Genomic DNA, 15,086 nt, shown 5'->3' with positions numbered 1-15,086 from the left:
TGTTTCGTTAACAAACCGGAAGGACGCCGGGTTGTTAACTCCACGCGCGGAACCCGTTTCTCTCCTGCTCGCTCCGCTCGGATTGGATAGTTTTTGCAAACCATTCAATCGGAGTCCGTATTACTTGTCGAACTTGCCGTACCCGGCGGCGCTGCGGCGCTGCGCTCCGCGGGCGTAGTCCATCTGCATCTCGACAGTTTCGTGCTTGCCTTCGGTGAAGGTGCTGTCGTGAATCCAGTAGTTGAGGCGGTCGTCGCCGAGTTGCACCCAGAACTTGTGCTCGTCCTCGGGGTCGCGCCAGAATCCGACGTGCTCGAAGGCGTTCTTCTCGGCCCAGACCTGAATGTCCGTGAGGACCCGGCCGGCCTTGGGGTGGGTCATTTCGAATTCCTTGCCGTCTGCCTCGTTGCGGAACTTGATCTCGACCATGGTGCGTGTAGCGTAACAGACCGGCCGCGTACCGGGGACACGAACGGTCCTGAGCGTCTCTTCAGGCACGCGCGGCCGGGGCGGTATGCTCCAGCGCGATGACAGATGGGGCGATGACGGACATGGAACTGGACCGGAGCGGCGGGTTGAAGGTCACGACCCTGAACGTGAACGGACTGCGCAGCGCGCTGCGCAAGGGACTGGCAGACTGGGTGGAGCGCGAGGGCCCAGACGTGCTGCTGCTTCAGGAGGTGCGCGCCGACCCCATGCCGGACGCGCTGGCGCACCTGGGATACGAGGGGGCGTGGTTCCCGGCTGGGAAGGCCGGGTACAGCGGCGTGGCGGTCCTGTCGCGCCGGGGCCTGCAGGACGTGCGGATCGGGATGCAGCACGCCGAGATGGACGCCGAGGGCCGCGTGGTCAGTGCGCTGGTGGAGGGCGTGCGGTTCGTGAGCGTGTACCTGCCGAGCGGCAGCAGCGGCCCGGAGCGTCAGGGGTTCAAGGACCGCGTGCTGGGTGACTTTCAGGCGTGGACGGACGCGCTGCTGGCCGGGGGGCAGCCGGTGGTGATCGGCGGGGATTACAACGTCGCGCACCGCGAGGTGGACCTGAAGAACTGGCGCGGCAATCAGAAGAACAGCGGGTTCCTGCCGCACGAGCGCGAGTGGATGACCCGTCACCTCGCGGGCGGCCTGACCGACACGCACCGCGCCTGCCTGGGCGAGCAGGCCGAGTACACCTGGTGGAGTAACCGCGCCAACGCTTACGCGAACAACGTGGGGTGGCGCATCGATTACCTGCTGGCGGCGGGTGTGAACGTGCGGGACGTGCGGGTGGCCCGCGACGCGCGCCTGAGCGATCACGCGCCGCTCAGCGGGTACGTGCTGCCCGGCGCGGCAGGCACCCCGGCGGGTGAAGGCCCGGTCAGGTGAGAGCGGCGCGGCGCGTGTTATGCTGACCGTGCTGCCGGGTTCAGGACAGCGCCCCCACCACGCCCGATCAGGGCAATCGCCTGTTCGGACGGTGGGTTCAAGGCGCAACCCGAGGAAGCGAAAACCAGTTCCCGTGGGCGGGTTGCGCGCGTGTTCCGCGTGCCAGATGCAGGCAGACTGACCGCGTCCCAAACGAGTTCACCCCCACGGGCGCGTCCTGAGTGACCAGGTACGTTCCATGCCGAAAACGAAGAAGACGGAAACGGCGGTGTCTCCCCGGAGTGCCGCCGCCGGGGCCACCCAGAAAGTGCAGCGCAAGCAGAAGCAGCGGCCGGACGTGACCGCGACCCAACCCGAGGCGGACGCCACGATCCCCACGACCAGCCAGCCGGACGCGCCCGCCGCGACCGGCGCATCCAGAGCGGCCCGGAAGCCTGCGGGCGCAGGTCGCCGCGGCTCCAGCGGCGCTCAACCCCGCCCGGAGGCGAGTGCATTGGCAGAAACTCCCAGAAAAACGGCCCGTAAGGCCACCCCCACAACGACCATCACCAGCAGCGAGGTCGCCGCGCCGGCTGCCGATCCCGTACAGACCGGGACTGCCGTGGCTTCACCCAGACAGAAAAAGACGACCCGGACAGCCAAGCCTGAGAAGGCGGCCAGCACGGCCCGCCGCACCAGAACTGCGGCCCAGCCTGCGGCGCAGGCGGTGGCCCAGGCAGACGCGGCCCCCGCTCCTGCGGCCCCGGCGAAACGCGGGCGTGGCAAACGCGCCCTCACCATTGACGGTGCAGCCGACGTGCAGCCCACCGAAGTCCTGACCAGCACGGACAGCAGTGCGGTGGAAGCTCCGGCGTCCCAGCAGGTGCCGGCGTCCCAGCAGGTGAACGCCGACACTGCGAAAGCGAAGTCCGGACGTGGCCGCCGTGCCGCTGACCGTTCCGCGACGGTGAGCGAGGTCAGCCCTGCCGCTGACACTGCCAGTGAGACTGCCGGGCAGCCCGTGAAGCCCCGCCGTGGCCGTAAACCCCGCGCGGAAACGGTGGCTCCCGTCATGCCCGAAGCGGCTGCCCCTGAGGCACCTGCGGCCGAACTGACCGCTGCTGACGCACCTGTCGCCCAGGTGCCGGTGCCGGAAGTGGCCGCCGGATCAGCAGATGACCAGCCCGTCGTGGACGCCCCCGCGCCCCGCCGTGGTCGCGGGCGCCCCGCCGGGACGAAGCAGTCACCGGCCAGTGTGGTCGCCACCCGGATCGCCACTGAGTCCGGTGCTGAGATCGGCGCGGCGCAGGAGCCGGTACGCCCGGCCCGCCGTGGCCGCAAGCCCCGCACGGAAACGTTGCCCGGGGCCGAATCACCCGCAGAGCCTCAGGTCGTCTCCCCTACCGGTCTGAAGGCCGCTGATCTGGACTCCGCGACTGATCCCGTGATTCTGGAAGTGCCGAAGAAACGGGGCGGGCGTGGTCGCCGCGCGGCGCTGCCCGAGCATCAGACGCTGCCGGACGTGCTGTCGGGCGTGGAGGCCATCGGCGAGCAGGCCGTTCCGGCCGCCGGGGCCGTGCAGGCGGACGCTCCGGCGAAACCGGCCCGGCGTGGCCGCAAGCCGCGCGTGCAGGGCGACGCGCAGGAGCTGACCGACGCTCCGGCCGAGACTCCGGCAGCTGCCGGGGTCCAGTCCAGCGGCGAGATCAGCCCGGCTGACGCGCCTCACGAAACCCCGGATGATCAGTTCTCACTGGCTGAAGGTGCCGGGAGCGACGGTGCCGGGAGAGACGAGGCGGACAGCGAGGTTGCCTCGGACGAGGCGGACGACGGGACGGGCATGCTGGAAGCGAACCCGGCGCGGGACATCGTGGTCGCGCAGCTGCGCAAGCTGGGCCGCCCGGTGCACGTCAAGGACCTGGAGCGGACCTTCACGCGGCAGACCATCCGCCGCCTGGGGAACTGGCGGGACCTGACGGACCTGCTGGAATCGCTGGTCGAGCAGGGGCAGGTCATCCGCACGCGCAAGAAGACGTACGGGCTGCCCGAGGCGATGAGTCTGGTGCGCGGGCGTTTCCAGGCGTCTGCGGCGGGCTTCGGCTTCGTGATTCCGGACAGTGGCGGCGACGACTTCTACATTCCGGCCGAGCAGACCATGGAAGCCTGGAACGGTGACATTGTGCTGGTGCGCATGGAGGGACGCGGCGACACGGGCCGCAGCGGCGGGCCCCGCCGTGGGCAGAAGGGCGACGGGAATCCGCGCGCCAGCGTCGTGCGGATCGTGCAGCGCGCATACAAACAGCTGGTCGGGACGCTGGAATTCCATCACGGGCACCCGATTCTCAAGCCGGACGATCACCGGGCACGGCACCGCATTCTGGTGCTGCCCGACGGTCTGGACGAGCTGGAGGCGGGCGCGCGCGTGGTCACGGAACTGTTCTGGCCGGAGAATACCGGCGAGGACGAGGTCTTCGGGCAGGTCACGCGGGTGCTGGGCGCCGAGGACGATCCCGTGACCGAGACGGAGGCCGTAATCGTGAAGTTCGGTCTGCGCGGCGAGTTCCCGCCCGAGGTCGAGGAGCAGGCGAACGCCATTCCCAAGCAGATTCCCGAGGAGGCCCTCAGAGGCCGCCTGGACCTGCGGGAGTTCAATATATTCACGGTTGACGGCCGGGACGCGAAGGATTTCGACGACGCGATTCATATTCAGCCCACGCCGGAAGGGACGTTCGTGGTCGGCATTCACATTGCGGATGTCAGCCACTACGTGACCGAGGGCACGCCGCTGGACGACGAGGCGTACGCCCGCGCGACCAGCGTGTACCTGCCGGGGCGCGTGCTACCCATGCTGCCCGAGCACCTGAGTAACGGCGTGTGCAGCCTGGTGCCGTACGAGGACCGCCTGACCATGACGGCCATGGTGGAACTGTCGGCTGAGGGTGAGATCCTGAAGGTGCAGATCGCGCCCAGCGTGATCAACTCCAAGGCCCGCCTGACATACGACGAGGTGCAGGCGTACAGCGAGGCGACCGCCACGCTGCCCGAGCAGGCCCGTCAGCTGGAAGGGGACCTGCACCTGCTGCTGAAGATCACGACCAAGCTGCGCCAGAAGCGTCTGCGTGAGGGGTCGCTGGACTTCAAGCTGCGCGAGGTGAAGGTCGACGTGGGCGCCGACGGCCGCATGGAACTCATCCCGATCCGCGAGGAGACGGCGCGCGGCATGATCGAGGACCTGATGCTGCTGGCGAACAAGGTCGTGGCGCACGAACTGCTGCAACGCGAGATTCCGGCGCTGTTCCGCATTCACGAGGAACCGACCCTGCAACGCTTCCAGGACGTGACGAACGCCATCGGGCGGCTGGGCTTCTCGTTCCCCGGTGGGGAGCCGACGCCGCAGGCGTACCAGGCGGTGCTCAAGCAGGTACGGGGCACGCCGCGCGAGAGCGTGGTGAACACGCTGCTACTGAGAAGCATGCAGCAGGCGAAGTACGCCGGGGAGAACCTGGGGCACTTCGGGCTGGCGTTCGAGGAGTACCTGCACTTCACCAGTCCCATCCGCCGCTACCCGGACCTGCTGGTGCACCGCGTGCTCAAGGGCATGCTGAGCGGTGAACTGAAGGCCGGGAACCGCGAGGTCGCCAAACTCCAGGGCCGCCTGCCGGCCATGGGCGACCACACCAGTGACCGCGAACGCACGGCCAGCGAGGCCGAACGCGACCTGACGAAGTACTACCAGGCGAAGTGGGCCCAGGAGCACCTGGGCGAGAGCTTCACCGGGAACGTGTCGGGCGTGGTGGCCAGCGGGCTGTTCGTGGCGCTGGATAACGGTGTGGAAGGTAAACTGCACATCAGTAACCTGGACGACGATTACTACGCGTTCATCGAGGACGCGCAGATGCTGCGTGGCCGCAGCCGGGGCCGCTCGTACCGCCTGGGCGACCCGGTGCACGTGACCATTGGTACCGTGAACCCCCTGGCCCGCCAGACGGATTTCACGCTGGCCGACCCGACCAGCCCGGATTACCGACCGGGCGACATTCATCAGGAGACCGACATGGATTCACCCGTTAAACCGCGCGCCCGCCGCCGCGAAGACCGCGAGCAGGAGAAACGCGAGAAACTGCAGACCGTTGCCGTGAGCGAACCCAAGAAGTTCACGCTGGAGGACCCCTCGCAGCAGGCCGCCGCGCCCGCCCAGGAGGAACGCGCGCCCCGTGGTGGCCGTGGTCCCCGCGAGGGTGGCCGTGACGGCCGTGAGGGTGGACGCGAGGGCCGTGGCCGGACCTTCGGCGGCGTCAGCATGAGCGCGGGCCGGGGAAGCCGCCGCGTGATCACGCTGGAACGCCCCCGCAACGAGCACCTGCGACCCGTGAACATCACGGTGCAGCGCATGTACTTCGGGGACTGGACGCTGGAGAACATGCCGCCCGAGGACAGTCAGGGAGGCCGTGGGAGCCGCCCGGCCGGCCGGGGTGACCGGGCCGCCGAACGTGGCGCGGACCGCGGTGGGCGCAGCTTCACGCGGGGCGGCAGTGACCGTGGCGCGGTGCAGCGCGTGAACGGCCGCCAGAGTCCGCAGGGTGGGCGCGGCGCGCAGAACACCCAGCGGGAGTCCGTGACGGCCCAGGTGCCCGACACGGCGGCCGGAACGGCCACCAGCGCGGACGATGCGAAACGTCGCCGCCGTCGCCGGGGCCGCCGGGGCAACGGCAGCAGCGGCCCGCAGAGCTGACAGGCACGGCTGACACCCGGCCTAACGTCAGAACAGTCAGAGGGAGCGGCGCGCGGGGAATCACCCCTGCTGCGCCGCTCCCTCTGTTTCATACGGGCTCCGATTGAAGGGGGAACTGCTCATGTTGCATTGAGGCGGTTCTCATGGTGGGGGGTAGTGGGGCGTCTAGCCTGACTTGATGGTCACCGTTGTTGGGTGGCGTGCCAAGGAGTGAGATCATGAGCGACGTACAGGAACATCAGGCGGGGCAGGCAGATCGGTTGCAGTCGAGGCTGGGAGCGCACCTGCTGCCCGGCCGGCAGCAGACCCGCTTCCGTGTGTGGAGTACGCTCGCCTCGCAGGTGCAGGTGCGGGTGAACGGCGAGCTTCACCCGATGGAAGCGCTTCCCGGTGAGTACTTCGAGGCGGTGCTGCCGGTCGGGGCCGGAGCGCGCTACCAGTTCGTGCTGGACGGTCAGGCTGTCCCGGACCCGTACGCGCGGTCCCTGCCGGACGGCGTGCACGGCGAGGCCGAGGTCGCGGACCTGAGCGCCTTCGCGTGGCAGCACACGGACTGGGCGGGACTGCCGCTGGACGGGTGCGTGTTCTACGAACTGCATGTGGGGACCTTCACGCCGCAGGGCACCTTCAGGGCCGCGCTGGAGCGCCTGCCGTACCTGAAGGACCTGGGCGTCACGGCCGTTCAACTGATGCCGCTGGCCGCCTTTCCCGGCGCGCGCGGCTGGGGGTACGACGGGGTGGCGCTGTACGCGCCGTTCGCGCCGTACGGCCGCCCGGAGGACGTGATGGCCTTCGTGGACGCCGCGCACGGGCTGGGGCTGGCGGTGTTCGTGGACGTGGTGTACAACCATTTCGGGCCGGACGGGAACTACCTGCCCAGCTACAGCCCGTCGTACTTCACAGACCGCTTTCATACCGCGTGGGGACAGGGACTGGATTACGCCGAGAAGCACATGCGCCGGTACGTGACCGGCAACGCCCGCATGTGGCTGGAGGATTACCGCATGGACGGCCTGCGCCTGGACGCCACGGCCGCCATGCAGGACGACAGCGACGTGCACATCCTGTGCGAGCTGGCCAGCGCGGTGCACGCCCTGGGCGGACTGCACGTCATGCTGGCCGAGGATCACCGCAACCACCCGGCCCTGGTGACCGGGTACGGCCTGGACGGCATCTGGGTGGATGACTTTCACCACGAGGTGCGCGTCTCGCTGACCGGCGAGCACGAAGGCTACTACGGCGGCTTCCAGGGAGGCGCGGCCGAACTGGCGCAGGTGATCAACCGCGGCTGGAAGTACGAGGGGCAGTTCTGGAACGTGCCGGGCGAGGAGCACCACCGGGGCGAGCCGGCCGACGCGCTGGAAGCGCCGAGTTTCGTGTACTGCATCCAGAACCACGATCAGGTGGGCAACCGCGCGCTGGGCGACCGCCTGCACCAGTCGCAGGGCGTGACGCTGGAAGAGTACCTGGGGGCCAGCACGCTGCTGCTGACGCTGCCCATGACGCCGCTGCTGTTCCAGGGGCAGGAGTGGGCGGCGGGCACGCCGTTCCCGTTCTTCAGTGACCATCATGGGGAACTGGGGCATCTGGTGTCCGAGGGGCGGCGGCGTGAGTTCGCTTACTTCTCGGGCTTCAGCGGGGAGAACGTGCCGGACCCGCAGGCCGGGGCGACCTTCCAGAGCGCGAAACTCGACTGGTCCGAGCCGGCGGCCGGGGAGCACGCGCGGACGCTGGCGCTGTACCGCACGCTGCTGCGCCTGCGCCGCGAGGACCCGGTCCTGAGCGTGCGGTCCCGTCAGGCGGTGCGCGCCGGGTCGCTGGACGTGCCGGGCGAGGCCGGAGCCACGGGCCGCCGTGCCGGGACGCTGTGGGTGCAGTGGACGACCCCGCAGGGCACCCGCGCGCTGCTGTGGAACCTGGGGGAAACGCCGCTGGACGCCCCTGCCGGTCTGCCGTTCACGCTGCCGGCGCGGGTCATGCTGCGCTCCGGTGATGACCTGACGGGCAGCGCGGCCCCCGCCAGTCTGTCCGGGCGGCCCCTGCAACCCGGTGAGGCCATCCTGTTCGGAGAGGACGCATGACGCCCGCCGAACCGGCAGCGCCCATGCCGCACCTTCCGGCGGCCACGTACCGCCTGCAACTGCACCGTGATTTCGATTTCGCGGCGGCGCGGCGGGTCCTGCCGTACCTGAAGCGGCTGGGCGTGACCGACGTGTACCTCTCGCCCATCTGGACCAGCACCCCTGGCAGCACGCACGGCTACGACGTGACCGACCACACGCAGATCAACCCGGAGCTCGGCGGTCCCGGCGGTCTGCGCCGCCTGTCGGCCCGCGCGCGGGAACTCGGGCTGGGCCTGATCGTGGATTTCGTGCCGAACCACATGGGCATCCAGGGCGGCCACAACCCCTACTGGGAGGACGTGCTGCGCCACGGGCAGGCCAGCCGCTACGCGCACTTCTTCGACATCTCGTGGCACCCGCTCAAGCGCGCGCTGGACGGCCGGGTGCTGCTGCCCGTGCTGGGCGACCAGTACGGCCGGGTGCTGGAGCGCGGCGAACTGCAACTGCGCCGCGAGGGCGGGCACTTCACGTTGCAGTACTGGGAGCGGACGCTGCCGCTGTCGCCGCGCAGCCTCTCGCGGCTGCTGAGCTGGGTCGAGGCGGCCCTGCCCCGCAGCGCCGATACCGCCGTGCGCGCGGAACTGGCCAGCATCCGCCGCAGCGTGGACAACCTGCCGCGCAGCACCACCGGGGACCTGACCGACACGGACCGCGTGATCCGCGCGCAGGAGGTCGAGGTCATGACCCGCCGCCTGAGTGAACTGGCGCAGGCTTCCGCCGCCGTCCGCTCGGCGCTCGATCAGGCCGTGACGGCCGCGAACGGCGACCCCGACCAGCTGGACGCCCTGATCAGCGAGCAGAACTACCGGCTGGCGTTCTGGAAGGTCGCGGCCGAGGAGATCAACTACCGCCGGTTCTTCGACATCAACGACCTGGCGGCGCTGCGCATGGAGGACCCGCGCGTGTTCGCCTGGGCGCACGCCACGCTGTTCGAACTGCTGCGCGAGGGCCTGATCCAGGGCGTGCGGCTCGACCATACCGACGGGCTGTTCGACCCGGCCGGGTACTTCCGGGGCCTGCAGGCGGGCGCGGCGCACGCCCTGGGCCTGGACCCGCAGGCGCTGGACGCCGGGGGGCCGCTGCCGCTGTACGTGGTCGCCGAGAAGATCCTGGAGCCCGGCGAGCAGCTTCCGAACGACTGGGCGATTCACGGCACGACCGGGTACGACTTCCTGGCGCAGCTGAACGGCGTGTTCGTGGACGGAACCAACGAGGAGGAGGTCAGCGCGGTATACCGGCGCTTCACCGGGGACCGCGCGCCGTACAGCGAGCACCTGTACCACGGCAAGCACCTGATCCAGCGGGTCAGCCTGCCGGGCGAGGTGAACGTGCTGGCCGAACACCTGGAGCGGCTGGCCGAGGCGGACCGCAGCGCCCGTGACTTCACGCTGAGCACCCTGCGCGCCGCGATCCGCGAGGTGATCGCCACCTTCCCGGTGTACCGCACGTACATCCGCGCCGACGGGCAACGCGAACCCGGCGACGACGCCAAGATCGGGCACGCCATCCGCGACGCCCGCGTGCAGAACCGACGGGCGGGGGCCACGCTGGACCCCAGCGTGTTCGATTACCTGCACTCGGTGCTGACCCTGAACGCCCCGGACGAGCCGACGCGCGCGGCGTACGCGGACTTCACCCTGAAATTCCAGCAGTTGACCGGCCCCGTCACCGCCAAGGGCGCCGAGGATACGGCCTTCTACCGCTACGCGCGTCTGCTGTCCCTGAACGAGGTGGGCGGCGACCCGGCGCTGTTCGGCACGCCGCTACGGTCCTTCCATGATTCGGTCGCGGCGCGCGCGGAACACTGGCCGCAGGCAATGCTGGGCGGCAGCACGCACGACACCAAACGCGGCGAGGACACCCGCACCCGCATCAGCGTGCTGTCGGAGATGCCGCAGACCTGGGCGGCGTACCTGAGCCGCTGGTCGCCGCTGATCCGGTCCCTGGAAACCGAACTGGACCTGGGCCGCGCCCCCACCACGCTGGACGCCTTCGTGCTGCTGCAAAACGCGCTGGGCGCCTACCCGCTGGACGGCAACCTGACGGACTTCCCGGACCGGCTGAGCGCGTACCTGCTCAAGGCCGCGCGCGAGGCGAAACTCCGGACCAGCTGGGCCGCGCCCGACGAGGAGTACGAGGCCGCGCTGGACGCCATGGTGCGCGGCCTGCTCGGCAACGACGCCTTTGCCGCGTCCCTGCGGGAACTGCACGGCCGGATCAGTCCGTACGGCGCGCAGAACGGCCTGAGCGCCGCGCTGGTCCGCCTGACCGCGCCCGGCGTGCCCGACACCTACCAGGGCAGCGAGGGCTGGAACCAGAGTCTGGTTGACCCCGACAACCGCCGCCCCGTGGACTACGCCGCCCTGAACCGCACGCTAGGCAGACTGGAACGCGGCGCAGGCCACGCCCTGGCCCGCCGCCTGCTGGGCAGCTTCGAGGACGGCAACGTGAAAGTCATGGTCACCTGGGCCGCCCTGCACGCCCGCGCGCAGCACCCGGAGCTGTTCCGCAGCGGCGCCTACCACTCCATCGACGCCGGACGGCACGCGCTGGCCTTCCGCCGCGAGCACGCCGGGCAGGTGGCCGTGACCGTCGCGCCCCGCCTGACCTTCACCCTGACCCGCGAACAGACGCCGTGGGCCATGGCAGAAGTCTGGGGCACCCGCCAGATCAGCCTGCCCACCGGCACGTACCGGAGCGTCCTGACCGGCGAGAGCCTCAAGGTGCGCGGCGCCCGCGTGCCGCTCGCCAAGGTCCTCGAAGACTTCCCGCTGGCCCTGCTGATCCGCGAGTAACCCGCCCCCCGGCCCGGCTCCTCCTTCCCCCGTCTGAATGGGCCACCTCAGCCCTTCAGGCCGGGTGCGGAGACACGGTCGGGGACCGGCCCCACGGGGATAAAGGCACGCTCAGGGACCGCCCGTCAAACCGGGAACTCGCCTCAGGCTCCCCGCGTATTCTGGGGTGTATGCAGACCTATCCCACCACCCGCACCAACACGACGGACCTCGTCCGGACGTTCATGGCCCGCACGTACTCGTGGATGGCCGCCGGTCTGGCCCTCACGGCCGGGATCGCGTGGCTGACCGCCAGTAACGAGGTCCTCGCCCTGCAGGTCCTGAACCTGCGCATGCCGCTGATCATCGCGCAGCTGGCCCTGGTGTTCGTCCTGAGCCTCGGCGCGCAGCGGCTGCCCAGCGCGCTGGCCGGCGTGCTGTTCGTCGCGTACGCCGCCCTGACCGGCCTGACCTTCTCCTCGATCCTGCTGGCCTACGACGCCAGCGCCGTGACCGCCGCGTTCGCCACGACCGCCGGCACCTTCGGCCTGATGAGCGTGGCCGGCTTCGTGATCAAGAAGGACCTGAGCGCCATGGGCCGCTTCTTCATGTTCGCCGTGATCGGCCTGTTCGTCGCCATGATCGTGAACCTGTTCGTGGCCAGCAGCGCCCTGACGCTGGGCATCAGCATCGTGGGCGTCCTGCTGTTCGCCGGCCTGACCGCCTACGACACCCAGATGCTGCGCAACCTCGCCCTGAGCGGCATTCAGGGTGAGCAGGCCGAGCGGGCCGCCATCAACGGCGCGCTGGCCCTGTACCTGGATTTCATCAACATGTTCCTGTTCATCCTGCGCCTGTTCGGCATCGGTGGCAGCAGCCGCGACTGATCTTCAACCCCTCAACAAACAGCCCCGGCGTCATGCCGGGGCTGTTTTGTTACCTCTGTGCCGCTCATACGGAGTCCGTATCAGCGGGCGTACAGGTCCGGGAAGTAAGGGCTGGCGGCGTTCACGTCCGGGCGCAGGGCAGCGTAGGGAATCACGACCGTCTCGGCGCAGGCGGCGGCCACGTGCGGCAGGCTGGTGGGCGTCAGGTTCAGGCCGGCCGGCGTGAGGTTGGCCGTGAAATCCAGCGTGGACTGCGTGAGGACATCCAGGCAGTCGGCTTCGACCTGACGGCGCACGCCGGTCAGGTACAGGCTCTGCTGGCGTGCCGCCGTGAGTTTCGGCCAGATGACGGCGGGGCTCACCTCGCGGCCCGTGGCGCGGTCCAGGATCAGGCCCAGGCTGTAGTTGTCGGGGTGTGCGCCGCCGCAGTCGTAGTACACGTCTTCTCGCAGGCTCAGCAGGCGGGTGCGCTGCAGGGTGACGGCGGCCTGCAATTCGTACCCGGCCCCGTCGCCGCTCTGAAGGTCCTGTGGGAGCATGCTGCGGCAGTCCAGGGCGCTCACGGCATTCTCCAGCAGGCGGTCCTGCAGCGCGGCGTTCAGGGGAGCGCTGGCGGCCGGCACGCGCGGGTAACTCAGGCCGGACAGCGGCTCGCGGACACTGGAGGCGCTGCGGACCCAGGTGCGGTTGAGTTTCAGGAACGCCAGCGGGTCGTCGCGGCGCAGGCGTTGCAGGCCCGGCGAGGACGGCAGGTTCAGCGGCAGGTTCAGGGCGTTCAGGGCGTTCAGTGTCACGGGTTGCGCCGCGCGGCCGCCGGGAGCCTGCCAGGTGCCTTTCAGGCCGGTGGCGGCCGGCATCAGCGTGAAACAGCCGGTCACGACGCTGTCACCGCCGCGTGCCAGGCGCACGGTCTCCTGAAGGATCAGCTGTTCGCCCGACCGGAATTCCTCGAGGGAGATGTCGAGGCTGCGGCGCTCGTAGAAGTACCGGCTCTCGAAGCGGCCGGGCGTGAGTTGCAGGGCGATGGGCAGCGTGCCCAGCGTGCCCCGGTACGCGGCGGTCCGGGCCCAGCCGGGCACGCCGGGAGTCCCGCCGCAGGGGGGCGCAGCCTGCGCTCCGGCGCTGCCGGCCAGGGCTGCCAGCAGCAGCGCCGGGAGGGCCGCCGCACCCAGCCGCGCCCGGCTGCCCGTGGCCTGCTGCTCCGTCCTGCGCCGTCCCGCCCCGTTCTGTTCCGCCCCAGTCGGTCCTGCGCTGCTCCGTCCTGTGCTGATCTGTCCCGCCCTGGCCTGCTCCGCCCTGTTGTGCATGGTGTCAGCGTACCGCGCGCCGGGCGGTCAGGACCGGACCCCGGCCCGGCAGCGCGCGGCGCAGGGGGCTGCTGCCCTCACCCCGAGTTCTCCGGTCATTCGGGGGCGGGGGTGGGGCCTTCCCACACGCCGTCGCCGCGCGCGTCCATGGTGCCGGTTCTCAGGAGGCTGCCCTCCCCTCCTCCGAAGGGTGTGTGCGTGGCGGCCCAGGCGACGGCGGCCTCGATGTCGTACGGCACGGCGTGAAAGGTGACGTTCCAGTGGCCGTTCACGCGGTCCAGCTGCGTCCAGCGGGCGCGGGGGTCGCCGTCCACCTGATCGCTGACCGCGCCGGCGTTCACGACCAGCGTGTCGCCCACGCGGGTCGCGCCGGGGCGGTGGGTGTGCCCGCACACGACCACGGCGGCGTCCAGCGGCTGCACCAGCGCCAGCAGGCTCCTGGGGTCGCGTGCACGGTAGTACCCGTCCGTGTCCCACACCCACAGCAGGCTGTCCCAGGCGCTGTCCGGCGTGCCGTGAAAGGCCAGCAGGTCCCCGGCCCGCGCAGTCAGCGGCAGGGCGGCCACGCGCGCCAGCAGGGCCGGGTCGGTATTCGCCGCGAGCCACGCCCCGTACGACATGGAGAGCGGTGAGCGGCGGCCCCCCGGCCAGAGTTTCTCCTCGTTGTTGCCGCGTACTTCCAGCGCCCCGGCCGCCGCCAGTTCCGCCTGCATGCTCAGGGCGCGGGCCGGGTCGGCGCTGCCCTCGACCTGATCACCCAGGTTCACGGTCAGGTCCGGGGCGGCGGCGCGGACCTCTCGCAGCACGGCCTCCAGCGCAAAGGCGTTTCCATGGACATCACTGATCACTGCGGCCCTCATCGCACCGCAGGGTAGCGCCTGCCGCGCGGCCCCCACACTGATACGAGGGCAGCCTGCCGGCCGTGCGTCTGTACTAACGGGCCGGGTGACGCTGGCCGGACAGACCCGCGCAACTTGGGCCAACCCGGACGGCACGCACCCCTGGGCGCGGGTGTACGCAGCGCCGCGCCCTTGAGCGTCGCTTCAGAGATCAAGTGGCATTCACGCCGCCCCCAGAAAGAACGCGCGGCCGCCTGTCAGGGTAAGGGCATGCCTGACAAAGACGACAAGAACAAGGGCCACACCAGCCAGCCCCAGGATTACGACCGTGACAAGAAAGAAGTGCACGAGATCGAGCACGACAACGACCCGTCCGTCAAGAGCGCCAACGACCGCGAAGCGAAAGCCCCCCGCAACAACGACGACGGACTGAGCGACAAGCAGCTCAAGGACCGCGAGGAAGCCCGCAGCGTGCCCTCCAGCAACGGCTGAACCCTTTTCACTTTCTTCTGGAGCCTACGGGCTCCTTTTCTTTTGCCGTGAAATGCGCGAGGCTGCGCCATGCCCGATCAACCCACCCGTGAACTTCAGCGGCCCACGCCCGGCGTCCTGCTGCTGAGCGCCCTGTTCGTCGGAGCGGGCACGCTGCACTTCGTCACGCCGCGCGTGTTCGACAGTATCGTGCCCGGTTGGGTGCCCCTGCCCGCGCGGTCGGCCACGCTGCTCAGCGGCGCGGCCGAACTGCTGGGCGGCCTGGGGTTGCTGCACCCCGCCACGCGCCCGGCAGCCCGCTGGGGCCTGCTGGCCCTGCTGCTGGCGGTGTTGCCCGCGAACGTGAACATGGCGCAGCACCCGCAGCAGTTCGGGCTGCCCGGCTGGGCGCTCTGGGCGAGGCTGCCGCTGCAACCGCTGCTGATGTGGGCCGTGTGGCGCGCGGGGCGCCTAGACGCGGCGCCCAGGGGTTACACGCACGCCAACTGATACGGATTCCGTCTGTTTCGTTGACAACCCGGAACACCACTGGGGTGCCAACTCCACGCCCGGAACCCGCCCTGCTCCTACTACGGTCCACTCGGATTGAATG

10 protein-coding genes are annotated in these 15,086 nt (G+C 70.0%); 7 read left to right on the top strand and 3 right to left on the bottom strand.

Annotated elements, in window-relative coordinates; all coding sequences use genetic code 11:
* Positions 1-120: 120 nt before the first annotated feature.
* A complete protein-coding gene (locus M8445_RS08710; protein WP_273987389.1) occupies positions 121-429 on the bottom strand; it encodes a hypothetical protein in 309 nt (102 codons plus the stop codon).
* A 98-nt stretch (positions 430-527) separates the two neighbouring features.
* Between M8445_RS08710 and M8445_RS08705 the strand changes: the two genes are divergently transcribed.
* From M8445_RS08705 to M8445_RS08685, 5 genes are all read left to right on the top strand, one after another.
* The gene (locus M8445_RS08705; RefSeq protein WP_273987387.1) at positions 528-1,361 is read left to right on the top strand and encodes an exodeoxyribonuclease III; all 834 of its coding nucleotides are present in this window, start codon (positions 528-530) and stop codon (positions 1,359-1,361) included.
* Between the two features lie 1,051 nt (positions 1,362-2,412).
* Positions 2,413-6,072: a ribonuclease R gene (gene rnr / locus M8445_RS08700; RefSeq protein ID WP_273990873.1), complete on the top strand. Its 3,660-nt coding sequence runs from the start codon at positions 2,413-2,415 to the stop codon at positions 6,070-6,072.
* Between the two features lie 218 nt (positions 6,073-6,290).
* Positions 6,291-8,153, top strand: coding sequence for a malto-oligosyltrehalose trehalohydrolase (treZ, locus tag M8445_RS08695; RefSeq protein ID WP_273987386.1), 1,863 nt, complete (start codon positions 6,291-6,293; stop codon positions 8,151-8,153).
* The gene (gene treY, locus M8445_RS08690) at positions 8,150-10,990 is read left to right on the top strand and encodes a malto-oligosyltrehalose synthase (protein ID WP_273987385.1); all 2,841 of its coding nucleotides are present in this window, start codon (positions 8,150-8,152) and stop codon (positions 10,988-10,990) included. The genes treZ and treY overlap by 4 nt, the downstream gene beginning before the upstream one ends.
* A 170-nt stretch (positions 10,991-11,160) precedes the next feature.
* Positions 11,161-11,856 (top strand): Bax inhibitor-1/YccA family protein, encoded by a 696-nt coding sequence (locus M8445_RS08685; protein WP_273987384.1) that lies wholly within the window; start codon positions 11,161-11,163, stop codon positions 11,854-11,856.
* Between the two features lie 80 nt (positions 11,857-11,936).
* Here the strand turns inward: M8445_RS08685 and M8445_RS08680 are convergent, their stop codons facing one another.
* Together M8445_RS08680 and M8445_RS08675 are read right to left on the bottom strand one after the other, a co-directional pair.
* On the bottom strand, positions 11,937-13,163 hold the full coding sequence (locus M8445_RS08680; RefSeq protein ID WP_273987383.1) for a hypothetical protein: 1,227 nt from the start codon (positions 13,161-13,163) through the stop codon (positions 11,937-11,939).
* 95 nt (positions 13,164-13,258) lie between these two features.
* On the bottom strand, positions 13,259-14,023 hold the full coding sequence (locus M8445_RS08675) for a metallophosphoesterase family protein (RefSeq protein ID WP_273987382.1): 765 nt from the start codon (positions 14,021-14,023) through the stop codon (positions 13,259-13,261).
* 249 nt (positions 14,024-14,272) lie between these two features.
* Between M8445_RS08675 and M8445_RS08670 the strand changes: the two genes are divergently transcribed.
* On the top strand, positions 14,273-14,494 hold the full coding sequence (locus M8445_RS08670; RefSeq protein WP_273987381.1) for a hypothetical protein: 222 nt from the start codon (positions 14,273-14,275) through the stop codon (positions 14,492-14,494).
* A 69-nt stretch (positions 14,495-14,563) separates the two neighbouring features.
* Positions 14,564-14,983, top strand: coding sequence for a DoxX family protein (locus M8445_RS08665; RefSeq protein WP_273987380.1), 420 nt, complete (start codon positions 14,564-14,566; stop codon positions 14,981-14,983).
* The last annotated feature ends 103 nt before the right edge of the window (positions 14,984-15,086 follow it).

The sequence above is a fragment of the Deinococcus aquaticus genome, from assembly GCF_028622095.1.
GTDB lineage: Bacteria > Deinococcota > Deinococci > Deinococcales > Deinococcaceae > Deinococcus > Deinococcus aquaticus.
This window is presented reverse-complemented; position numbering and strand designations above follow the sequence as displayed.